This window comes from Oenococcus kitaharae DSM 17330 (assembly GCF_000241055.1).
Classification (GTDB): Bacteria; Bacillota; Bacilli; order Lactobacillales; family Lactobacillaceae; genus Oenococcus; species Oenococcus kitaharae.
Window position 1 is genome coordinate 390,954 of record NZ_CM001398.1, and the last position, 20,771, is coordinate 411,724.

The 20,771-nt window shown below is 39.9% G+C and carries 26 protein-coding genes and 1 tRNA gene; 12 read left to right on the top strand and 15 right to left on the bottom strand.

The window, feature by feature from the left end:
• Positions 1-1,495 precede the first annotated feature (1,495 nt).
• Genes OKIT_RS01960 through OKIT_RS01970 form a run of 3 tightly spaced genes read right to left on the bottom strand, consistent with a single transcriptional unit; the run spans position 1,496 to position 2,645 of the window.
• A complete protein-coding gene (locus OKIT_RS01960; RefSeq protein ID WP_007744850.1) occupies positions 1,496-1,738 on the bottom strand; it encodes a hypothetical protein in 243 nt (80 codons plus the stop codon).
• Between the two features lie 12 nt (positions 1,739-1,750).
• Entirely contained in the window at positions 1,751-1,996 is a 246-nt protein-coding gene (locus OKIT_RS01965) for a hypothetical protein (RefSeq protein ID WP_007744851.1), read from the bottom strand.
• Between the two features lie 10 nt (positions 1,997-2,006).
• Entirely contained in the window at positions 2,007-2,645 is a 639-nt protein-coding gene (locus OKIT_RS01970) for a hypothetical protein (RefSeq protein WP_148126067.1), read from the bottom strand.
• Between the two features lie 531 nt (positions 2,646-3,176).
• Between OKIT_RS01970 and OKIT_RS09470 the strand changes: the two genes are divergently transcribed.
• Positions 3,177-3,320 (top strand): hypothetical protein, encoded by a 144-nt coding sequence (locus OKIT_RS09470; RefSeq protein ID WP_241778154.1) that lies wholly within the window; start codon positions 3,177-3,179, stop codon positions 3,318-3,320.
• Positions 3,321-3,531: 211 nt separating this feature from the next.
• On the opposite strand, the gene OKIT_RS01980 is transcribed toward OKIT_RS09470, so the two are convergent.
• The 6 genes from OKIT_RS01980 to OKIT_RS02005 form a co-directional block, all read right to left on the bottom strand.
• On the bottom strand, positions 3,532-3,795 hold the full coding sequence (locus OKIT_RS01980; protein WP_007744863.1) for a hypothetical protein: 264 nt from the start codon (positions 3,793-3,795) through the stop codon (positions 3,532-3,534).
• 94 nt (positions 3,796-3,889) lie between these two features.
• Positions 3,890-4,435 (bottom strand): hypothetical protein, encoded by a 546-nt coding sequence (locus tag OKIT_RS01985; protein WP_007744864.1) that lies wholly within the window; start codon positions 4,433-4,435, stop codon positions 3,890-3,892.
• The gene (locus tag OKIT_RS01990; protein ID WP_007744867.1) at positions 4,428-5,324 is read right to left on the bottom strand and encodes a hypothetical protein; all 897 of its coding nucleotides are present in this window, start codon (positions 5,322-5,324) and stop codon (positions 4,428-4,430) included. Before OKIT_RS01990 ends, OKIT_RS01985 begins: the two co-directional genes overlap by 8 nt.
• On the bottom strand, positions 5,324-5,878 hold the full coding sequence (locus OKIT_RS01995; RefSeq protein ID WP_007744868.1) for a hypothetical protein: 555 nt from the start codon (positions 5,876-5,878) through the stop codon (positions 5,324-5,326). Before OKIT_RS01995 ends, OKIT_RS01990 begins: the two co-directional genes overlap by 1 nt.
• A gap of 19 nt (positions 5,879-5,897) precedes the next feature.
• The gene (locus tag OKIT_RS02000) at positions 5,898-6,089 is read right to left on the bottom strand and encodes a hypothetical protein (RefSeq protein WP_007744870.1); all 192 of its coding nucleotides are present in this window, start codon (positions 6,087-6,089) and stop codon (positions 5,898-5,900) included.
• Positions 6,079-6,267, bottom strand: coding sequence for a hypothetical protein (locus tag OKIT_RS02005; protein ID WP_007744872.1), 189 nt, complete (start codon positions 6,265-6,267; stop codon positions 6,079-6,081). The genes OKIT_RS02000 and OKIT_RS02005 overlap by 11 nt, the downstream gene beginning before the upstream one ends.
• Positions 6,268-6,657: 390 nt before the next feature.
• Between OKIT_RS02005 and OKIT_RS02010 the strand changes: the two genes are divergently transcribed.
• The 3 genes from OKIT_RS02010 (at position 6,658) to OKIT_RS02025 (ending at position 10,300) form a co-directional block, all read left to right on the top strand.
• Positions 6,658-7,623, top strand: coding sequence for a hypothetical protein (locus OKIT_RS02010; protein ID WP_007744881.1), 966 nt, complete (start codon positions 6,658-6,660; stop codon positions 7,621-7,623).
• A gap of 66 nt (positions 7,624-7,689) precedes the next feature.
• The gene (locus OKIT_RS02015; RefSeq protein ID WP_007744883.1) at positions 7,690-8,859 is read left to right on the top strand and encodes a tyrosine-type recombinase/integrase; all 1,170 of its coding nucleotides are present in this window, start codon (positions 7,690-7,692) and stop codon (positions 8,857-8,859) included.
• 961 nt (positions 8,860-9,820) lie between these two features.
• Positions 9,821-10,300, top strand: coding sequence for a GNAT family N-acetyltransferase (locus OKIT_RS02025; protein WP_007744884.1), 480 nt, complete (start codon positions 9,821-9,823; stop codon positions 10,298-10,300).
• Between the two features lie 23 nt (positions 10,301-10,323).
• Here OKIT_RS02025 and OKIT_RS02030 read toward each other — a convergent pair whose 3' ends face one another.
• Positions 10,324-10,824, bottom strand: a complete 501-nt coding sequence (locus OKIT_RS02030) for a GNAT family N-acetyltransferase (protein WP_007744885.1) — start codon at positions 10,822-10,824, stop codon at positions 10,324-10,326.
• Between the two features lie 40 nt (positions 10,825-10,864).
• Here OKIT_RS02030 and OKIT_RS02035 point away from each other — a divergent pair, with 40 nt between their 5' ends.
• The 5 genes from OKIT_RS02035 (at position 10,865) to OKIT_RS02050 (ending at position 14,510) form a co-directional block, all read left to right on the top strand.
• Complete coding sequence (locus tag OKIT_RS02035) at positions 10,865-11,698, top strand: hypothetical protein (RefSeq protein WP_007744886.1); 834 nt, start codon at positions 10,865-10,867, stop codon at positions 11,696-11,698.
• 81 nt (positions 11,699-11,779) lie between these two features.
• Positions 11,780-12,526, top strand: coding sequence for a GTPase RsgA (rsgA, locus tag OKIT_RS02040; RefSeq protein ID WP_007744887.1), 747 nt, complete (start codon positions 11,780-11,782; stop codon positions 12,524-12,526).
• Complete coding sequence (rsgA, locus tag OKIT_RS09845) at positions 12,514-12,873, top strand: GTPase RsgA (protein WP_415634890.1); 360 nt, start codon at positions 12,514-12,516, stop codon at positions 12,871-12,873. Before rsgA (OKIT_RS02040) ends, rsgA (OKIT_RS09845) begins: the two co-directional genes overlap by 13 nt.
• 3 nt (positions 12,874-12,876) lie before the next feature.
• Positions 12,877-13,764, top strand: a complete 888-nt coding sequence (locus OKIT_RS02045; protein ID WP_007744893.1) for an ABC transporter transmembrane domain-containing protein — start codon at positions 12,877-12,879, stop codon at positions 13,762-13,764.
• A gap of 17 nt (positions 13,765-13,781) precedes the next feature.
• Positions 13,782-14,510, top strand: a complete 729-nt coding sequence (locus OKIT_RS02050; protein WP_007744894.1) for an ATP-binding cassette domain-containing protein — start codon at positions 13,782-13,784, stop codon at positions 14,508-14,510.
• A gap of 65 nt (positions 14,511-14,575) precedes the next feature.
• Here the strand turns inward: OKIT_RS02050 and OKIT_RS02055 are convergent, their stop codons facing one another.
• Positions 14,576-15,430: an oxidoreductase gene (locus OKIT_RS02055; protein ID WP_007744895.1), complete on the bottom strand. Its 855-nt coding sequence runs from the start codon at positions 15,428-15,430 to the stop codon at positions 14,576-14,578.
• Between the two features lie 84 nt (positions 15,431-15,514).
• Here OKIT_RS02055 and OKIT_RS02060 point away from each other — a divergent pair, with 84 nt between their 5' ends.
• Complete coding sequence (locus tag OKIT_RS02060; protein WP_007744896.1) at positions 15,515-15,859, top strand: MerR family transcriptional regulator; 345 nt, start codon at positions 15,515-15,517, stop codon at positions 15,857-15,859.
• Between the two features lie 199 nt (positions 15,860-16,058).
• Here the strand turns inward: OKIT_RS02060 and OKIT_RS02065 are convergent, their stop codons facing one another.
• Complete coding sequence (locus tag OKIT_RS02065; protein ID WP_007744897.1) at positions 16,059-16,943, bottom strand: helix-turn-helix domain-containing protein; 885 nt, start codon at positions 16,941-16,943, stop codon at positions 16,059-16,061.
• A gap of 176 nt (positions 16,944-17,119) precedes the next feature.
• On the opposite strand from OKIT_RS02065, the gene OKIT_RS02070 reads away from it, so the two are divergent.
• Both OKIT_RS02070 and OKIT_RS02075 read left to right on the top strand, forming a co-directional pair.
• Positions 17,120-18,283, top strand: a complete 1,164-nt coding sequence (locus OKIT_RS02070) for a thiolase family protein (RefSeq protein ID WP_028291835.1) — start codon at positions 17,120-17,122, stop codon at positions 18,281-18,283.
• 2 nt (positions 18,284-18,285) lie between these two features.
• Positions 18,286-19,446: a hydroxymethylglutaryl-CoA synthase gene (locus tag OKIT_RS02075; protein WP_007744901.1), complete on the top strand. Its 1,161-nt coding sequence runs from the start codon at positions 18,286-18,288 to the stop codon at positions 19,444-19,446.
• Between the two features lie 8 nt (positions 19,447-19,454).
• Here the strand turns inward: OKIT_RS02075 and OKIT_RS09330 are convergent, their stop codons facing one another.
• The 3 genes from OKIT_RS09330 to OKIT_RS02090 all read right to left on the bottom strand — a co-directional run bounded on the left by OKIT_RS09330 (position 19,455) and on the right by OKIT_RS02090 (position 20,720).
• A complete protein-coding gene (locus OKIT_RS09330; protein WP_007744902.1) occupies positions 19,455-19,910 on the bottom strand; it encodes a hypothetical protein in 456 nt (151 codons plus the stop codon).
• Between the two features lie 110 nt (positions 19,911-20,020).
• Positions 20,021-20,491, bottom strand: a complete 471-nt coding sequence (locus tag OKIT_RS02085) for a DUF669 domain-containing protein (RefSeq protein WP_007744903.1) — start codon at positions 20,489-20,491, stop codon at positions 20,021-20,023.
• A 157-nt stretch (positions 20,492-20,648) separates the two neighbouring features.
• Positions 20,649-20,720: transfer RNA gene (locus OKIT_RS02090), tRNA-Asn, on the bottom strand.
• Between the last annotated feature and the right edge of the window lie 51 nt (positions 20,721-20,771).

The window sequence follows — 20,771 nt, forward strand, 5'->3', positions numbered from 1 at the left end:
ATTTTTGAAAATAAAACGAACTTATTACGTGGGATGCAACAACCCGTTCAGCACTCAAACAGCATTCAGCAGAAAAATAATAGGGGGTTGCCCATGTCTGGTAGAGCGTTCACATCACTGTCTACCTGTGTTAAAAATGCCAAAATTAAAACTTTTTTATAAGCTGATTTAGCGCTATAAATGTCCCTATAACGGTGTTTGATTGTACACCAGCACACACCGGCTTTTAGTCATTCTAGTCTATCTGACTGCACTAGAGAGGCTATCGGATCAATCAGAGAAAAAAATAAATAAAAGGGAAGACAATGCCTTAACAGCAGCCTTAGTAGCCATTAAACACACAAAAACAGCCAAAAATAAGCGATTATTTGCCACTTTTTTCCTTGTTCTTAGCGTTTTTTAGCCCTGATTTCTGCCAATACCCCCATGCCTATTCTTGTAAAGGGTAACGGCGTCTAGGTGGACAAGCGTTAAAAATTCCCAAAAAATCAGATTTTATTAGAGCAACCTGTGTCCTCTGATAAGACGCTGGTTGATTAAGCGTCTTATCAGGCGTGACCAAAGTACATCTGTTCAAAGTGCTGTCAGAGAAGTTTAGAGAAGCTGTCTACTCATCAGTTAAAACAACGGGTTAGATAAGGCAAAGCACCCGAATTCTTGTGCTGTCCTGTTTGAGGACGATTGTTCAGCGTTCACAAGCGTAGCGATATGCGACTGCCACTACTGTAAAATACTGCGTTGAAAACCTGTTAAAACCTGTCATCAAATCAGGGCTAAGACTTGCTCATATAGATAAGCTGGCTCGGCTGTTTACCGACTCAGAGAACCAGTACCCTGTCAGAGGGTAGTGGTTTGATCTCACAGCCATCACTGAAAGGCTATCCTGTTTCCCAACTTTTTGAGAATTGCACTTTGTGTTAACTGAGTAAGAACGTTTAAAAAGCAGTATAACAACGTTTTGGCGCACTTTTAGCATAGATAAAAAGGCGCCGTTTTGCACAATTTGCGCAATTATTTATCTCGGTTCTGTGATTTTAACTGCAGGTTTTTGCAGGTTTTAGGCTAGCAAAAGCAAGCATTTAGACTAGCGTTTACTAGCATTTATGCCCTGAAATGTCATGATTTTATGTTGTGTTTTGTTAGGTTACTTAATAACGATATCTAACCTTTAAGCCATCCTTTGCTATCCATCTAACCTTAGGGTTTGCAAGGGTGCTAGACCATCAAATACCATCATTTAACCTTATGAATTATGAACATTGAACCTTAGCAATTCTTAGCATGCAAGCCTGATCTAACGGCTTTATAACGCTGATATAACAGCTTGCAACCTGTGCAACCTTTTGTTTTTAAGGTGCAACGTTTGTGTGCAACGGCGTTGCGTTGCGTTGCAGCAGATTGACCCCCTGAATTTCATTTTTTGGCAATTTTATACAAGGTGCCATCTATGCGCCGTTCTCTTTTCAGCAGCATAATAGCCCCCATTAGCCAGTTATCAAAACCAAGTTTTTATTTTATTCTTTTTGATAAAGCCTGCTTTTTTTAGATCGTGATAGGTCCCCCAAACAAGTGAAGTGATTGAAATAATCAAGATAATAATGATTAGCTGAGTTTTCGCTAGATTTGAAAACGGGCTTTGCAAGGCATAAAGCACAATGAGTGTCGTAAAAGTCATATCCATGATTGGCAGCACAATAGCCAGAAAGATAAAATACCAAGTTCTTTTATCGTGTTGCATCGTTGCTGTTCCTTAGTCCTTTATTTTGGATTTCTTTCGACCAATAAAACCATCCTTTTTGAGAAGATGATAGGTAACGATAATTGTTTCAACTAACAAAATAAGGATAATCGTAACAGAGATAGTCAGTTTTTCTGAAGCCGTAAAGGGCAAGAGCCGAGCAGTCATAATTAAGAAGACAGCCGCCACGATAATCAATAGTGGATATAAAAGAGCATCATATAAAAAACGCCAAGTGCTTTTACTCTTATTTGTCATCTTCATCACCTCAATTCAAATCTGCATAAACTGGACCCTCAACGAGACTCAGTTGCAGGTTGGTATAATTTGAGTTCCTGTAAAAATTATAGTGGATTTCATATTCAACTTCGCCACTACCGATTATCTTATAGCTGTAATAATAAGATACATATTTGCCCTTTGGAGTCTTGTGGTTAGGATAGACCGTCGCATAATAGGTTCTAAAGTAACCGTAAATATCGAGTGCTATGCCGCCGCCAGCGCCGATAGGACCCGTTAAAGCAGCAGTGATAGTTGTAGCTATGCCATTCCCTAATGTTTTGGCAGCTTGCTGTTTAGTGTAAGTCTTGAGTGTGGTATGAAAAGTCTTTCCTTTCGTCCAAGTACTGGCAGCTTTGGCAGTCACAGATAAAGCTGAGGCACTGCCAGTGATGACGCTAGTCGCTGGCACCTCACCAATATAAACCCCATCCACGAATAAATGAGTCCCTTCAGTATAAAAACCACTTTTAACAACAGATGGCGTAATGAGCGTGTTATCACTTACTTGTGATGATGTTGATCCTATGACCTCACTACTAATATCCGCAAAGGCTGCCAGTGGTGTGATACTTGTTGACAGCGTGACTGCGACCAAGGCTGAAGCTAACAATGAATGCTTCTTCATTTTCATTTTTCTTTTCTTCCTTTCTTAGAATTGCCCTTATTCTAGTTCCTAAATCCTGATGTGGCACATAAAAAGCGCAACAATTTGTTGCGTTTGTGTTGCGCGATGGATTAGTGAAGTACATGAGGTCATCAGGAATTTTCTAACGATTCTTTTCATGAAAAAAGAGCATTGTTTACATGCTCTTATCGTTTGAATAATCGGCTGAATAAGCCTTTTTTCTTTGCCTGCTTGTCTTCTATGAGTGCTGGCTTCTTATCGCTTAACTGTAGTTTCTGGGCTTGATCTAGCAAAGTGTGCAGCTCTTCTATTTGTTTATCTTTGCTTGATAGTTGGCTATCCTTAACTTTTAGCTGTTCGTGCATCACGTCTAACTGATCTATTAGTGCGCTAATAGTGTGCTGGTTTTCGCTTTTTGGTGTGCTATTAGCTTGTTTGCTCTGATTGCTGTTAACTTCTAGAGCATCCCCGTTATTGGTTTCTATTCCGTATTTTTGGCTTAAATACGTTAGCGCACTATCATCATATTCAGTGTGCTATTTAGTGGCTACGGTCAGCAGACGGTTAAGAAATGAGCGGGCTTATTTTGCTGCCCATTTTGATCTGTTTGATCTGCATAAGCTAGGCAAACAGATACAAGATACGAATTATAAAGGCATTGCGCTGCATATTTAATTGCCATCCCCGCTGAGTTCTTTGAATCACTTATCATCTCACTGAATCATTTAAGGCAATTCTCTATGCTCCCTTTTACTATGAGTTAATTACTAACTTAACTTAACTTAACGTCCCTTTTTACCGGCAACCTGCCGGCGGTTTGTCGGCGATTTACATAACATAAATTAAGATAAATAAAAAAGCCCGATTTAACGGACTTTGTCACAAGTTATGGCTGTGAGTGTCTCATTCTTGCATGTAAAGCGAAGCGCTGCTCGCTGTTGAGAATCTGTTTCTTCCTAGCTGAAAAGCTCATATTGAACTGATCTGTATCAAAGTAGCCCCGTAAATAATTGTCTTCCTCTTGTTCAATCACTTTGAGAAAAGGACGATATTTTTTGATATGTTTCTGTACCGTGGTATCAATGTGCCAAGATTTCTCTTGATAGTCATAAATAATGACCGTTTCTCTTTCTTCATTCAAGACTTTCATCTTGTTACCTCTAATCTGCGATATTTGTCTGTTTTATCCAAGCCCAGCTCGTGTTTACGAACCTCACTAACGAATCAGGTATCTTGTACCCTTATCAGAGTGAAGGCGTTTCTTGCGGGTTGTGGCTGAGCAGAATCTGTATTCTTTGAATCATCGCCTCACTCAAGATGTGGCTGTTTTCAGTGAGCCATTTCTTCAGCGGGCTAAAGTTGGCAGAAGTTTGGTAGATATTTTCAATCAGTAACTGATGATTAGAGATAAAGGACTCATTTTCGGCTTGCTGATTATTCTTGTAGACCGTTAAGCCTTTATCATCCACGAACAAATCAGGAATCAATAGCTGATTGAAGATACCACTGATCTGAAAATGTCTAAGGTGTTGAATACCTGACCATTCTTTGAATAAATAAGCGGGTGTGTGGCCATTATCGACTCTGAGCAAGTAACCGGCATTGGTTAATTCCTGTAAAGCATTGGTATCAATTCCTTGGCCTTTCAAAGCACTTTTTGGGTTCACGATCAGCCCTAAGTCGTCTGTCTTATCAAACAGTGGCAATAAAGCACTTTTACCGTCTAAGCTGAGGTCTGTGTAACGATCATCAACTAGCCAGCCTTTTTTATAATTCCGACTATTAGCCATGTGCCCGCTGCTTTCTGTCGGCGCTTTTACTCACAGAAACGATGGCTCTTTGTAATTCATCATCAGCCAGTGGGTTATCCGAGTGAGCGTTTGACCAGCTTAGCAGCGTTTCAATCACAGGCTGATCTAATTTCATAAACAAGAGCGAACCAACTAGGGAACTGAAATAAAGATGACGGTTGATACTGGGCGGGTTAATCAGACTAGTCAAAGTTCGGTTAGCCATATCCTGCCAAGGCTGACGATCAAGCGGGACTGTCTGCCTGTCAGGGGATGAAGTGTGTGCCTTGATTGAAAGAATCTTTGTCTGTGATAAGACTTGATGAAGGCTTAAAAAGGGTGCTGTATGGCTAATCGACTGATAATCATGCGCTAATGAATAGGCGTTTAAGATAGGCAAGCCGGCTAATTGTGACCAATTAGAGCGATAACTGGTCAAGTCTGTTTCCCAGTCCTCAGGCAATAAGTCAGCCAGATAAGTGCCAAGCTGTGCCCGTTGTTGGGCATTGAAGGGCTGATCTATGGGAACGGCTACTCTCAGCCGTGTGCCTTTATAGCCGTTTGAAATAGTCGGGTAAATTAGATAAGCCATTGCTTTCAAAGCTGTTTGAATCTTGGCTACAGCAGTCGGGTAGTCATCCCCATTAGTGCTGTCGATATCAAAGAACAAAATTGACCGGTTGATTAAGTTAGCATTCTGCCGAATGGTTTTTGTCATTGTCCCAGCAATTACAAAGGTGGCTTTGTCCCGTTTATAGCTTTTAGCTTTCACAGCACTGTCAATCTCGGGGACTTTTGAACCCACTATAGCCAATAACTCCTGCCAGTCGTTGACTGTGTGCCTAGTCCGCAGACGATTAGTGACTATCCCAGTCTGTAGATACAGCATTAGCTTGCCCTCCGTTGGCTGTTTGCCAGGGCTTGAATGGCTTTTTGATAGAGATTGTAGCCAGCGATCACGCCGTGCATACGTTCATTACTGTGATCTATTCGTGCTTGCGCTTGGGCAACAAACGCAGCCAACTCGTTATCATCAATCAGGATATAGTTGCCTTTGTTATCTCCGACTGTGATGGTGGCTAAGGGTAGATGATACTTAGCTGTCAGAATGTGCGTATAAGCCGAGAATGTACGAGGTTGTAGGTGCAGCGGTTTAGCCAGTGTGTCCACTGTGCGGGCATTAGCTAAACCTAAAGGAATACTATTAGCCACTGCCTTGAGATAAGTGGGAATCTTGAAATTATCAAAATAACCGTGTGTCTTGATTTCCGGCATACCGGCTAATTCAAGCTGTTGGAACTTGGCAGCCTGCTTTTCGCTGATGTTTTCGTTATTATTAAAGGTAGTTAGACTCTTTTTGTCTAGCTGTTTCTTCGATCTGTTAGCGCCAGTGCCGTGCAAAGCTGAAGCGTTAGCAGATTTTTTTATATCTTTATTTGTCATGATTGTTTATCCTGATTTCTTATTTGATTTGTTTTTTATCCAGATACGCCAGCATGTCGCTAGTCTTATACAGCTTTAAGCTGCCGAAGACAATCGGGTGTAGCTTACCCTGATTAACCAACGTATCGAACGCTCGAACGTTAAAGCCGAATAATTTCGGTATATCTTTACGTCTGAATGTCACAGGCCAGAATTTACTTTCATTGTCCATTGCCTAGCTCCTGAATCGCAGTGAGAACTTTGTTTCTCTGATCCGCTGTCATATCGTCTTCAAACTTGAGCCAGCCCCATAAGGTAGCCCGATTGATACCTGCTTGATGTGCGACTTGAAAATAGTTTAATTTGTTGCTTTTAATTAACTGATTGAGTGATTGTGTTTGTACTGCCATTTCTGACCTCCTTTTGTTTTGAATTGACACCATTGTTTTCGCTGATGTCGTTAGATAAGTTATCAGATAAAAAAATATTCAACAACAGCGGAAATGTTTCAAAATATCTTGTTAGTGCGATTGGTCTCAAAAATTTTGAGTCTCTATACATCTCTATACATCTCTATACGTCGATTTACGCTGTCGTTTCAACACTTTTTTAATGTGAACGCTATTTAGATGTTTTTTTAATCTTAATAATTACTTAATATTCAAGTCATCTCGTCACGTCCTTTTCTTCATGAAACGCTGCTGAAGTCTTGCTATCAACAACAGCAACCTTTATACTTAATTATAAAAGGATGTAATCGTAAATTTAACTTAATTTACTAAAAGCAAAATATACGAATTATGAAAATCAATAGTGATGAAGCGTACAAAGACCCTAAACCAAAACGGCTTAGGGGAAATAAAAAGCATTTTTCTGAATTGCTCATTTCTTTAATGGACAAATATAATCAAAAACTCAGTGATCTAGTTTTGCCAATACTTAGGGTTCAAAAAAACCGATTAGACGAACAAGAATATTTGAACAGTCTTTCCAAAATTAGTAATTGGCGTGTAGGCAAAACCTTACCATCAGATAATGAACTATATCTATTAAGAAATTTTTACCTTTCTTTAGGAGAAAGCCCCGAAAGATTAGGGAGTTTCTTTTCTTGGTTATATCCAGCAGATTATCAATCTCATGCGAGGGATTTTTTTAAAAAATTTGCTGACCGATCTTCCCAGCGATATAAAAAGATTGATGACGTATTTGGTTCTGGTTTTGAAGATACTTTTACTACAGAAGAAAGTATGATGTGGGACGCATTAGAATCGTTTTTCTTTAGTTCTAGTTTTGAATTTGCAAAAGAAAAGAACGGTTTTGACTATCAACAGGATAGAGGGGACGGTTTGGCTAAATTTATCAAAAAGGGCATTATCCAAAACAGCGGCAACCTCGCCTTGTTCTCAAAAAAAGAAATTTTTACAAATAATAGCTTGTGGGAATTTACACAGCCGCTCTATAAAATTTTGTTGACAAAAGAAAGGCTGGTTATAACGGATATGGTTTTTGGAAAGGATAGTTATTCTCTAGAATATCTTTCCAGCACGTTTTATAACGAAATTTGGAACATAGCCCCAGTTACTCCCGCGTTAGTGCCTGATGAATCAGTAAATAAGATCAGGAAAATCAATGACTTTAACGAAAAAAAGAAGTTATTCAATTCACTAGTTGAACATAAATTTGCCGAAAAAAAATATGCGTTTTTGCATGAAATAGAAGCTCTGCATACGGAATTGTCTAAAGAGAAAAAAGAAATTTTTGATTAAATATCCCGCCAAAGACAAGGCGTTAAAACTCTCGTGACTGATGATGTGTGTACTGTCATTGAATAAATGACAATGAAAATTAGAAGTAAAACATTGAAAAACGGACTGAAGTCCTATTATTTTAGAATCGTATTGAATGGTAAGCCAACCATGAAAAGCGGTTATATCAGCAATAAAGAGGCTGTGAACGCCTATCGGGCCTATAAGATAGCCGAAGCGCACGGCCAACTAGAAAGTCAGCAGACCAAGAGAATTAAGTTCAATGAGCTTGCTAAAGAATGGTTGGCGATGAAGGCTAAAGAGGTCAAGCCATCCACTTACAAGAAAATTGAAGAGCGCTATAAGCTGCATATTCAATCTTATTTTAAGGGGATATATCTAGACGAACTCACGCCGATCAAAGCTCAAAAATTTGTTAATGGCCTTGCAGCTAAGTTAGTCGGCTATACGGACTCTTTAGATATCGTGAATCAGGTCTATAAAAAGGCTGTGCAGTATGGCTATGTCAAAGCCAATCCCTTTACTAACGTGGATAAGCCAAGAGCTAAAAAAGCACCATCTAGCGCCTCTGTGAAGTTCTATGATGTCGAACAACTCAGAAGGTTTCTAAACAGTGCTTATCAGTTATATGCCAAAGACTATTATAGCCGATACTTGTTTTTTCGACTATTAGCCTTTACAGGCATGCGAAAAGGCGAGGCGTTGGCCTTGAATTGGTCTGATGTTGATTTCAGCAATAAAACGCTGTCGATCTCTAAGACGGTTGTCACGGTGGCCAGCGGAGAAGTTATTTCTGATGAGCCTAAAACCAAAGCCAGCAACCGCTTAATGACGCTTGATGATGAGACTGTTTCAGCTTTGGCTGAATGGAAGCTCAGGCAGCATGATCTGTATAAAGCACTAGGCTACTCGGCATCCCCGTGCAGCTACGTTTTTAACAGCGAGGTCAATTCATTTATTAGTTTAAGTCGTCCCAGAGCGTGGGCGAGGGCGATTGCTAAGGCGGCTGGTCTGCCTGCGATTATCATTCATGGCTTTCGGCATACTTATGCAACGTTGGCTGTTCAGTCAGGCATGGATATCAAACAGCTTCAATACCAGCTCGGTCATAACGATGTGCATACAACTTTGCAGATATACGCTGAAGTAACCAAGAAACAGAAAACAGAAACAGCGAAGATTTTTGCTAATTTCGTCAACGAAAGTAATATTAAAAGTAATATTGAAAACAATTAAATAGCTAGTACCTTGTCACACAAGCGTTTCAGCGTTTAGAGTTGGAATCCCTGAGCATCCAGAGCTATATGTTGACAAGGCGCTTTAACCGCAAGGTTGAGCGCTTTTTGTTTGTTGAGGTGCTGTGGATAAGTCCTGATATTACTTACAAAAGTAATCTGACTAATTAAAAAACAAGACACATGTCTTGTTTTTTAATTGTAATCATTTTGAGACGTTGTAAATCTTATCAAGCGGATCGGCGCAAACCAAGTTAAGTACCATTTCGCACGATTGAATAATATGAACGAAGCGGCTGTCATCCTTATGAAGAGCAGCATAACAATACGACAAGGAGAATGACGCAGACCTAACTCTGAGTGTTGTGAATTGCTAGCGACTTTCATAAATTAACAGAGTTGTGTGTCAAGATAATAATGTAATGAAAAAAATTCTCCGAAAACTGCCATGCGACATCAGAAATTATAAGATATAGTGCTTACCAGTACGATACCCATTCTTATTATGGTTCTATGGCTGCCGGAGCGATTGATGGGACTGTTCTGTATTTAACAACTGCTCCAGGAAAAAATAAAATCAGTAATTTTAAATGGTGAATTTATGCAAATATTAAAAATTAAAAATCCTTATTTACGAATAGCAAGTGGCATATTTTTGTTTACTGCAATTTGTGTTGTGACACAATGGCTAGTTCCACAAAACATAAGATTGTTCTTTTTAATTTTTGGATTTATTAATATAGCGACACCGTTTTTGCGATTATTAGCGTCAGGCAATTTGTTTAATTATGGTGATTTTCATGTGTTGCTTGATCCTAAGAATATATGGACAAAATATATATATGGTATTCTAGTTCTTTTGTTTCTTATGTTTTTACTAATACCCATAATTTAGTTTTCGTATTTTTTTGTATAGATGAGATACTAATAGGTCTATTTAGATCTGATAGGAGAAATATCGAATGATTACCCATCGTCGATTTGAAAGTTCGGATGCAGATGAAGCTACCAGTTTAATCGCCACAACCATGCTCACCACTAATATCAAAGACTATTCCAAAGCATACATTGAGGATGATTTGAAACATTTAACAGCTAAAGATTTGATTGAACGAGCAAAAGATTTTCATTGTTATGTGCTGGTTGATAATGGCCAAAACAAAATCGTAGCTATCGGTTCAATTGGCCCTTATTGGGGCAAAGAAGATGAAAGTAGTCTGTTTAATATTTTTGTCTTGCCGGATTATCAAGGACAAGGGATCGGTAAACAGCTGATTCAAATATTGGAGCAGGATTCGTATTTTAAACGAGCAAAAAGAATAGAAATTCCTGCCTCAATTACCGGACTGAAATTTTATGAAAAGATGGGATACACTTTTAAAAATGGTATCAGCCAAGTGGATCAAGAAGGACTGTATCGACTAGAAAAGTTCAATAATTAACAAAATTTATACATGGAATCTGATTATTTTTTGGAATCCTTGACAAAATCCAGTAAATCGTAAAACCTGCCGTTTTTCTCAAAGGCTTTTTCTTCTTTTTTTGAAAACACCATGCCATTTTTAAGCATGACTTTTGCCGAAGCAATATTGTCCGCCACACAGCTGCCGATTATTTGACTCAATGAATAATTTCTAAAGCCCAGCCTGATTAGCATTTGCACGCTTTCACTAGCAAAACCTTGTCCCCAATATTCTTCGGCAATCGTATAAGACAGTTCACCAGTTATCTTATGAATGGACAGCTGGCAATTACCAATTAATTGACCATCCTTTAAAAAAATCCCCCAGAAATTGCCCAACCGATTGTGTTTTTTAATAAAATCCCGTGCTTCTTCAACGCTTTTAAAATAATCATGTTTTGTATAAACAAATAAATTTGGATTTTTGAATATTTGATATTCTTCCTCTGCCAATGACAGCGGCATAACTGCCAGTTTAATTTTAGTGCCATTCATTTCCGTCATGATAAATTTAAGTTATCATAATGGCTGAACGAGATGCTATATGAATTTAAATGACGCACAACAATTACTAGCTAATGTAAGCCAGAAAATGCCAATTTGGGAGGAGTATCGCGCGAACATCTCCAGTAGTAAAATCTATTATGACGCACAGCACCAGCCATCGGCTCTACTTGTCTTCTCGACAAATCAATTTCATCCCCACGCACTTGGCATAGCGGTTTATGCACTCTCTTCAGACATGTTTTCGATCATTTTAAATGATGCAATCCAAGAAGTTGGCCGCCAGCATAAAGATCGGCTCGTCATTTGGGAATACCGACCCTTTAGTCCCTTCACAGAATGGTTGCTGACTCAAGGATTTTCCGTGTGGCGAGAAACTGTCAGCCCGAACGCTCAATTAGCAGATATTGCCTTGCCAAGCACAACAGAGGGCCAAATATTAACAACAGCTGATATTCAAGCCAATCATCCTTTAAAAACACAACTGATTGAGATGAGCCTGACCGATTACCGTCAAGTGCATACAATCAATCCCATGGCTGTAACAACCCCGGCTCAATGGGAACGGATAGTATTTCCTGATGTTTTATTAGATGCGCCGATGGTTTTGATCAAGCACAATCAAATCACGGCTTATACTTTTCCCTTTGAAGATAACCCAGGAACTTTAACATTTGGCTGGTTAGGTGCAACAAATCCGACTGCTTTATGGATGCTGCAAGCTGCTCAAATACAATGGGCTAAAGGTCGGGGGATGACCAGTCTAAGCGGCGAACTTGATAGTACTGATCCGCTCGCTTTAGCCACTTATCGTCACTGGCCTTTTGTGCCCGCACCCGTCTACACCATGGTCGGCAAGAAAATAAAAAATTAATCCAGGCTGCTTTTCGGCACAGCTTCTGTACTGAAAATGATTTTTATGAAGAATTTTTATCATTTTAGTAGATAACAATCGTTGACAAACAAAATCATCCGTGCCATACTTTCGACATGCTTACTAGATAAAACACAATCAACCAAATCTAAACGAAAAGAGTTTATTGTCTTGCAGACAAACGATTATTGTATTTTATCTTATCTTTCATCTAACCAACTTGATCAGCCTATCGACCAAGTTGGACGCATCATTCAAATTTTTAATCAAAGCAATATTACGATTGCCGATCGTCATGGTACGATTCACCATTCGCTACTTTTGACCGGTCTTTTAAAACAACAAATAAGTCAAGCATCTGATTCGCTCACGGTTGGCGATTTTGTCTCCTTTGAAAATAAAGCGGGTCAATTAGTTATTTCAGATGTTTTGCCAAGAGTTAATCAACTATCAAAAAATATTAGTTCAGCCAGAAAATCTATTCATGTTAAAAGCGGTGTTCAACTATTAGCTGCAAATGTCAGCGATGTTTTTATTGTGGTTGCCTGCGATCAGCGTTTTACGATCGCCTTATTAGAACGCTATTTGCTGGCTTTCAGCTTGAATCATGTCCAGCTGCATATCTTATTAACCAAGCGGGATTTTCGTCAAGGATTCACACAAATCAGTCAGCTGATCGAGCAAGCCTATCCAAAATTATCTTGTCTGTCCTTGTCGATTTATGATCAAACAGTTTTGCTGTTTTTGACACGCTTTTATCAGCCCAAAGTACTTCGATCTTTATCGGCGCTTCTGGAGCTGGTAAATCGACGATTATCAATCAGTTAGCCGGCCGCCAGCTGCAAAAAACTGGTGCCGTTCGGCTAGGCGATCAGCGTGGCAAACATACAACGACGAGCTCTCATTTATATTTCATCAGCCCAGAGTTCGGTTATCTGATCGACACACCTGGTATCAAAGAAATCGGGCTCGTCAACAATGATCAGTCAGGTTTATTCTCTGACATTGATGCTCTAGCAGCTCAGTGCAAATTTCGAAACTGCCGTCATGAAAACGAACCAGGCCGCGCCGTTCAAGCAGCGATTACTTCTGGACAGCTGGATGCTGAGCGTTTTCAACGCTATCGCAAATATCAGCGCGAATTACAGCGTCATCTTAAAAGAGACGGGAGGTAATTGATGGTTAAGACTCAGAAAAGCTTATTCACTTATTTAAACGAACACAAAAGCAAGGCTCTTGGATTGGCGGCAATTAATTTTACCAATTCAGCTTTGCAGACTTTAGGTGGGATTGCCAGCGCCAATGCGTTGACCGTCCTGGTTGCCGGGCATTTCCAAAGTTTTCTGCTTTGGATCACAATTATGCTGGTCTCCTATCTATTGTTTGCCCTAGGCATGTACTTTAGTATTTACGCTTTAACGCGTGTTAAGCAGGCCGCCAATACGTCAATTCGAAGAGACATTACAGAACGGATTGCCAAAAGCAGTTACGGAAATTATCATCAGCGGCAAGCTGGCGATTATAGTTCTTGGATGTCCAACGATCTTTCGATCATTGACTCGGAAGGGATTGAGAATTTCTTTGCAATTGTGACAGCCATTACCGATGTGGTCTTAGCCAGCTTGACTCTAGCTTATTTCCATTATTCGATCCTCATCACAGTCTTCGTTTTGAGTATTGTCATGATGGTTCTGCCTAAGATATTCCAGAAAGCCCTTAGTCAGACCTCGTTAAAGCGGACTCAAGCCAATGAACGGTTAATGTCTCGCATCGAAGATCTGTTAGAAGGCTTCAATGCCCTGTTTATGTTGAATGCACGCTCCTTGATTGTTGCTAAAACAGTCGCGGCCTCTAAAGAGGCGAATCATGCTTTTGAAACCCGATCCAAAGTATTTGGCAAAATGATGGCCACAGTCAACGGTATGAGTATTATCAGTCAAGTGATTGTCCTTGCCCAGGCTGGTTTTCTGATCTTTCTCAAACTCACTCCGATTGGAGCCGTCTCAGCGGCTCAATACTTTTCTGGGACCATCTTTTCTCAGCTGACCGGTATTAGTCCGAGTTAAAAGCTACAGCTCCGATTATGGCCAAATTTACAGAACTATCTACGGTTGATAACACAACGGCGTTACCCGCAGCAGCTGCTTTTCAATCAGCCTTAACCATTCAGCAAGTAGATTTTAGCTATCAAGGCAAAAACATCTTGCGTCACTTAAATCTCACGATCAAAAAGGGAGCGAAATACGCCCTTATCGGTCCGAGCGGTGCCGGTAAATCCACGCTCTTAGCTTTATTAGCTACCAAACTGACAGATTATCAAGGCAGAATTACTTTAGACGGTGCTGATTACAAAACCCTTGATCCGGTTTCTATTCGTAACCAGCTTTATGAATTGGATCAGGATCCCTATATCTTTAATGACAGTTTGAAAAACAATATCACAATGACTCGGCCAGTCAGTCAAGACCTTTTGCAAAGTGCCATCGACCAAGCTGGTTTGGCCGATTTAATCAAAAGTCTCCCTGATGGTCTACAAACGCAGCTTGCCCATAACGGTTCCGATCTATCTGGTGGGCAAAAACAACGCATTGTCCTGGCACGCGGCCTTGTTTCCGGCCGATCAATCTTTCTAGTCGATGAAGGCACTTCGGCTTTGGACCCGGCTTCAGCTGATCAAATTGAAAACAGTCTGATTAACGATCCGACTATTACCCTCTTGATGGTGACACACCACTTAAAACCTGAGATCGCCGATCGTATGGATCAAGTCTTTACAATACAAAATCAGCAGCTTCGCCCAGCAGCAGATTGAAATGATCATGTTCAAAATAAAAACGTCCTAAAAATAAAGGGCGTTTTTTCATGAATGAAAGCATTTTATTGTTCCCAATAAGCATCATCGCCAAAGCTCAAATGCGTTGCATCCTCTTTATGAGCCTCGAACTCGTCTAGTGCTTGCCGGTAAGTACTTGTCGCTGTGCGGTAAGCATCTTTACCAAACAGATAATGCATGGGCTGCTTTTCCATGTTGGCCAATTTGATAAAAGCCTTAGCTGCCAGTTTCGGATTACCGTCTTGCGAACCAGAACGTGTTTCTGAAGCTGATCTGGCATCATGAACAGCTTGATAGTCATCAATTAAATTCGTAGCACCTTTATGACTTTCACCAGCCCATTTGGTTCGAAAAGCGCCGGGCTCGACATTGGTTACTTGAATCCCGAATGGCGCCACTTGTTCACGCAAGGACTGGAATAAGCCTTCCATCGCAAATTTTGTCGCATGATAATAGGCAAAAGTCGGAAAAGCGGCTAATCCGCCAATTGAAGTCACATTCAAGATGCGGCCAGATCGATGTGCCCGCATCTTTGGCAAAAGGGCTAGCGTCATGTCGTTAGCGCCCCAAAAATTAGTTGCCATCATACGCCTGACTTCAGCCTGATCAGACTCTTCGACAGCACCAAAATAACCATAACCCGCATTATTTACCAAAACATCAATAAAGCCAAAATGCGCTTCCGCTTGAGAAACAGCATCACGAATCTGCTCTTGGCTTGTAACGTCCAATGGCAGTTTTAAAACATCGGCTTCTCCTGTTGGCAAATCAGCAAGGCTGGCAATTTTTCTTGCCGTAGCGACGACCGGATAATTTTCATGAATTAACTCTTCGACCAATGCTCGTCCGAATCCGGATGAAGCACCCGTTACAAACCAAACTTGATTCTTTTTACTCATGTTGATACCACCTTTCATCAGTTGCTATGGTGATACTAGCATGTTAAAGTTACTTTAAGTCAACTTTAGATTTGAGGTAAAGATTTGGTATCCATTTCAGAAATTGCTAAACAGCATAATTTAACCGCGTCGGCTATCCGCTACTACGAAAGCCAGGGGCTGATCAATATTCAACGCGACCGTGCCGGTAACCGTTTATTTGATAGTAAAAGCGAGGAACGGATCCGTGTCCTTTCTTATCTTCACCAAGCGGGTCTGTCGCTTAGCGAGATGAAAGATTATGTGAATCATTTAATGGATCACAACTACGAGGTCCGCTTGCTGCAAGCAAGCAGGCGGCGTCTAGAAAACAAAATAAACCAACTCGATCGCACACTTCAATTTCTGGATTATAAAATCGTTTATCACGAAAATTCTCGAAATAGCTGAGTAACACAACTTAAAAAAGAGCGTTTCCGCCCTTCGATTTTTTTAAAATCATCAGCAGTAGTAAAGCATCAATGGTGGATGAGAAGTGGAAGAGAAAAGTTACATAGAACCATAAAAGCTTACGACTGCTTATCGAAACTATAACGCATCATGCACTCTTTGCGACAAAACGGTAAAAATAGCGGTTTTTTAGTTGATTTCAACTCTTTTTCGGAGTATTTGAGAGCTTTTCAGGAAAATCATATTTACGCATATATACTTCATACGAAGAAGCTAAATTATTGGATCCAATCATGCGCAGTGATTCAATTAACTTATTATTATCGATAACAGCTTGTTTCCGACTGGACGAAAGCAGATTTTTCATAAACGTTAATTTAAAACGGATCATTAATTTTGTTTGGTCAGAAAAAAGCGTTTCACATTTAAGCATAATTTTTCGAGCTGCCTCATAATCTTTGCGGCGATAAAAAATATCAGCCGCATTACATAGCAACGATAAGATCCGGTCCGAAGCTTCGACACCATCCAGAGAATACAAAATTTCTTTCAGCAGATTTTTGATCATGACAGATGTAAATAAAATCAAGCAGTTGTTAAATAAAGAAATCTCAAATGGATCCCAATACTCAATAGCTAGTAAGTGGCTGGCAATTTTTTCGATCATTTTTGTATCAACCGAATATTGCTGATCAATTCCTTTGATTAAAGAAAACAGCGTCACTAATTGACCTATTAAATCAAAATCGGGATTATGAGCAACTTCGAGTGCTTTCTTCTGAGCTATTTTTTTTAATGTCGGCAAATCGTTACTTTCATAAATTGGCTTGATTTTGTTTAAAAAAATCGTGTAAGCAGAACCTTCTTGCTTATAAATTTCCTGAAAAAAATAATCTGGTCGCAAATTCATCCGTCTCGATAACTCAGCTAGGATCGTAAAAGATAATTTAGCGTGTCCGTTTTCAAATTTATTAATCGAAGACACAGATAATAAGCCAGCAGCTAGTTGCTGAGTCGAAATTTGCCGTTGTCTTCTTATTTTCCGGAATATTGCACCGGCCTTTTTTGCCGTATCACGATTCATTTGAAAAAATTATGACACAAAATTTGGATGATATGGATTATTTTTTAATCGTTTATCAAAAATTTATTCTTGCAAACAGGGACTTTCTTGCTCATATTAAAAATTTAATAGTTGTTTTTTTATTAAATACACCAGCCTTTAAGCGGGAAGACAATCGGCATTTTATAATGGTAAGTATGCAAAATGATCGAATTGCTGTCATCAGCGCAAAAAGAAGTGCCATCGGTAAATACGAAGGACAATTCCATTCACTTTCCGCGGTCGATTTAGCTACTTTGGTCAATCAAAACATTTTTCAAGAGACACATATTGACCCACAACTTGTCGACCAAGTGATTCTAGGCAACGTTTATCAAACAGGCAGTGGACAGAATCCTGCTCGTCAGACGGCATTAAGAAGCGGTCTCTCCAACTCCGCCACTGCCTTTACAGTCAACCAGCTCTGTGCATCCGGCATGAAAGCAATTAAATTAGCTAGCGATACCCTCCGGTTAGACGACAGCCGAGTCGTCTTGGCAGGCGGTTCAGAAAGTATGACCAACACAGTCCGTTTTATCAAAAAAGATGAACAATTGACGGAAAGCAATCTCCAAGACAGCTTATTTGTTGATGGTCTGGTTGACCCCTTTAATAACAAAGCTATGGGTCTGGAAACAGAATCATTGGCTGAAAAATATCAAATTACACGAGAATCTCAGGATCGTTGGGCTTACCGATCGCATCAAAAAGCCTATCAAGCCACTCTACAAGGACGTTTTTTAAATGAAATTGTGCCTATCCAAGTCCAAAATCAAAATATTAAAGAGGATCAATCAATCAGACCTGACAGTACGCTAGAGAAATTAGCACAACTAAAAAGTGTTTTTAAAATATCAGGACGAATTACAGCCGGCAATGCTGCACCGTTGAATGATGGCGCAGCATTGCTGCTGCTCACTAAGGAATCTTTTGCAGAAAAACAAGACTGGCCTATTATTGCTTATTTGAATACAGCAAGTGAAGCTGGTGTCCAATCCGAATTCTTTGGATACGGGCCAGTCGAGGCAACGCAGAAATTATTAAAAAAACAAGCAAGAACAATTGCCGATTACGATTTATTTGAGATCAACGAGGCTTTCGCAGCACAAGTTTTAGTTGATGCTGAAATTCTTCACATCCCCGCAGAGAAAATAAACGTCAATGGTGGATCATTGGCTTTGGGCCATCCCTTAGGAGCATCGGGCGCTCGAATTGTTGTTAGCCTGATTCACGCATTGAGGAATCGCGGGTTAAAAAGAGGCCTTGCAATGCTTTGCGTCGGCGGTGGTATGGGTATGGCAATGGAAATAGAGGTGGATTAAATATGAAAATTGGCATTGATAAAATCGCTTACTATACGCCAGAATATTATCTCGATTTAGTCGATTTAGCCCACGCAAGAGGGGTTGATCCGAACAAATATCTGATCGGGTTGATGCAAAAAGAAATGTCTGTCGCACCATTAGACCAAGATACAGTCACAATGGCAGCCAATGCAGCAGATCAAATCTTAAGTAAAACAGATAAAGACGAGATTGGCTTATTAATTTTAGCAACCGAATCAGGCATCGATCAATCAAAAGCGGCAGCGTTATATGTGCAAGAATTACTCCACATCAGTTCTCAAGCTCGTGTCTATGAGATCAAAGAGGCTTGTTACGGGGCAACCGCGGCTTTGACCAGTGCACTGGATTACATTACAAACCATCCATCCAAAAAAGCACTTATCATCGCCTCTGATATTGCACGTTACGGCCTCAACACACCTGGCGAAGTCACACAAGGTGCAGGCGCAGTGGCGATGCTTATTAGTACAGATCCTAAAATTGTCAGCTTAGACGGTCAAAGCGAAATTCATAGTGAGCAGATCATGGACTTTTGGCGGCCGAACTATGCTAAAGAAGCGCTCGCAGACGGCCACTATTCACAAGAACAGTATTTAAAATTTTTTCAGATTGTTTTTAAGGCCTACATGCAAAAACACCATCTGGATTTGAGTTATTTTTCAGCGATGCTCTTCCACCTGCCCTATGCTAAATTAGCTTTTAAGGCATTGAATCTGGCATTAGAAACCGATAAAAGCGGCTCGTCAAAACGACTCTCGCAAGCCTTTTCGCAAGCAATCCATCTCAATCAAAAAGTCGGGAATATTTATACAGCTTCTCTGTACCTTAGTCTGATTTCATTATTGCAATTTGATCAACAACTGAAAACTGGCGACAAAATTGCTGCCTTCAGCTACGGATCCGGTGCAGTCGCGGAATTTTTCACTCTAACTATTGAAGCAGGTTTTGAAGGCAGGCTGTCTAAAATAGATAACGATCGCCTTATCGGAAATAGAAAAAAATTGTCTATAGCAGAGTACGAACGTGCTTTTCAAGCCTCGCTACCTGAGGACGGCAGTGATTTTCAAGTGACAGCAATGTCTAAAGCACCATTTAAATTATTAGGAATTCATGGTCACAAAAGAATTTACGGTCAATAGATAGCGCCTCATTTGAAGAGACGGCTGAAAAAGCCTTCTTTTTTTTCTGCACCATCTTCTAAGAGTGGCTTCTTTTTTTCACTTAATTGCAATTTTTGAGATTGGTCCAGCAGTGTGTGTAAATCTTTTATCTGTTCATCCTTAATAGTCAACTGCTTATTAACTTCTTCAAGTTGTTTAATTAAAGCGTTAAGGGCCAGGCCGCTTGCCAAGTCATTATCAGCAGCTTTTTCTTGTTTAGTATTCTGGCCGGATTTGTCAACAATTGTACTATCTTTATCTTCACCATATTTCTTAGCTAGAAAAGAATGTGTTTTCTCGCTATATTCAAGTACCGTTAACTTACCGGTCTTTTTCCGGTTACTTACCGACAAACCACCTTTGGTAATGGCGTTTCGAATAGCTTGTTTAGATTTTCCAAATTCATCTGCAAGTTCTTTGATTGTATAATTTCTCTCGGTCACTTAGTCTATTTTACACATTTTTATTTTCAATTCCCAAACTTATCAATCAGATTTCTGCCTGCCTTTGCCATACAAAAAAAATCGGGAACACATTCCCGATTCTAAGCGGTTTAGACATTTTCCAAAACAATTTGCGTTGGTTCCCAATCCCAAGGTGCGACGGTCTCTTGAACACGATCTTCGCCTTGAAAAGTTGACACATCATGCGTAACAGCCACACGAACAGGTTTATTAATCAGCTCTTTTTTAAAATCTTCAAAAGTTTCATAAATACGCTTATTAGAAGCCCCGGCGGCGACAGCGATCGCATTAAGAGTTGTAAAACGATACTCAGGATTTCTTTCTGAATTCCACACCGTTGTAAAGAAAACGCGACCTGCAAATTTGCCGTTGGCATTAACTAGACCTGCTTCGTTTCCAATGCCGTGACGCACCTCTAACTGAAAGGCAATACCCGCATTACCGGTTGCCGCTTCTTTTTCATTAATATCTTTGATAACAACCTCATAATTACCGGTAGGCAATGCATCGTAACCGCCTCCTTCAGGCAAATGGTCATAATCTGTTTTCAAAAAATTCATTATAAATTCCTCCTATAACTCTTGATACGTATTTAAAGAGTTAAATCAGAAAAATGACGAATAAAATCGAACATGTCTCAATCACGGAAATCCATGGTTAAGAAAACAAGAAGGGGGCCGCATTTAGGAAATAAAAAAAGAGCTTTAGCTCCTCAAACTGTCCAGGCTGGGTTCGAACCAGCGACATCCACATTAACAGTGTGGCGTTCTACCACTGAACTACTAGACAATATTCTATTCATTATAAAGACATGTTTGCTATAAAGCAAGCCTTTTTTAA

Coding starts and splice junctions, on each gene's coding strand:
- OKIT_RS02030 (WP_007744885.1), bottom strand. CDS start 10,824: ATGACGGAAATGAATGGCACTAAAATTAAACTGGCAGTTATGCCGCTG.
- OKIT_RS02070 (WP_028291835.1), top strand. CDS start 17,120: ATGCAAAATGATCGAATTGCTGTCATCAGCGCAAAAAGAAGTGCCATC.
- OKIT_RS02035 (WP_007744886.1), top strand. CDS start 10,865: ATGAATTTAAATGACGCACAACAATTACTAGCTAATGTAAGCCAGAAA.
- OKIT_RS02000 (WP_007744870.1), bottom strand. CDS start 6,089: ATGGACAATGAAAGTAAATTCTGGCCTGTGACATTCAGACGTAAAGAT.
- OKIT_RS02005 (WP_007744872.1), bottom strand. CDS start 6,267: ATGGCAGTACAAACACAATCACTCAATCAGTTAATTAAAAGCAACAAA.
- OKIT_RS02010 (WP_007744881.1), top strand. CDS start 6,658: ATGAAAATCAATAGTGATGAAGCGTACAAAGACCCTAAACCAAAACGG.
- OKIT_RS01985 (WP_007744864.1), bottom strand. CDS start 4,435: ATGGCTAATAGTCGGAATTATAAAAAAGGCTGGCTAGTTGATGATCGT.
- OKIT_RS02055 (WP_007744895.1), bottom strand. CDS start 15,430: ATGAGTAAAAAGAATCAAGTTTGGTTTGTAACGGGTGCTTCATCCGGA.
- OKIT_RS02085 (WP_007744903.1), bottom strand. CDS start 20,491: ATGAATTTTTTGAAAACAGATTATGACCATTTGCCTGAAGGAGGCGGT.
- OKIT_RS02045 (WP_007744893.1), top strand. CDS start 12,877: ATGGTTAAGACTCAGAAAAGCTTATTCACTTATTTAAACGAACACAAA.
- OKIT_RS01960 (WP_007744850.1), bottom strand. CDS start 1,738: ATGCAACACGATAAAAGAACTTGGTATTTTATCTTTCTGGCTATTGTG.
- OKIT_RS02050 (WP_007744894.1), top strand. CDS start 13,782: ATGGCCAAATTTACAGAACTATCTACGGTTGATAACACAACGGCGTTA.
- OKIT_RS02015 (WP_007744883.1), top strand. CDS start 7,690: ATGACAATGAAAATTAGAAGTAAAACATTGAAAAACGGACTGAAGTCC.
- OKIT_RS01995 (WP_007744868.1), bottom strand. CDS start 5,878: ATGACAAATAAAGATATAAAAAAATCTGCTAACGCTTCAGCTTTGCAC.
- OKIT_RS01970 (WP_148126067.1), bottom strand. CDS start 2,645: ATGAAGAAGCATTCATTGTTAGCTTCAGCCTTGGTCGCAGTCACGCTG.
- OKIT_RS02075 (WP_007744901.1), top strand. CDS start 18,286: ATGAAAATTGGCATTGATAAAATCGCTTACTATACGCCAGAATATTAT.
- OKIT_RS02065 (WP_007744897.1), bottom strand. CDS start 16,943: ATGAATCGTGATACGGCAAAAAAGGCCGGTGCAATATTCCGGAAAATA.
- OKIT_RS01980 (WP_007744863.1), bottom strand. CDS start 3,795: ATGAAAGTCTTGAATGAAGAAAGAGAAACGGTCATTATTTATGACTAT.
- OKIT_RS02025 (WP_007744884.1), top strand. CDS start 9,821: ATGATTACCCATCGTCGATTTGAAAGTTCGGATGCAGATGAAGCTACC.
- OKIT_RS01965 (WP_007744851.1), bottom strand. CDS start 1,996: ATGACAAATAAGAGTAAAAGCACTTGGCGTTTTTTATATGATGCTCTT.
- OKIT_RS01990 (WP_007744867.1), bottom strand. CDS start 5,324: ATGCTGTATCTACAGACTGGGATAGTCACTAATCGTCTGCGGACTAGG.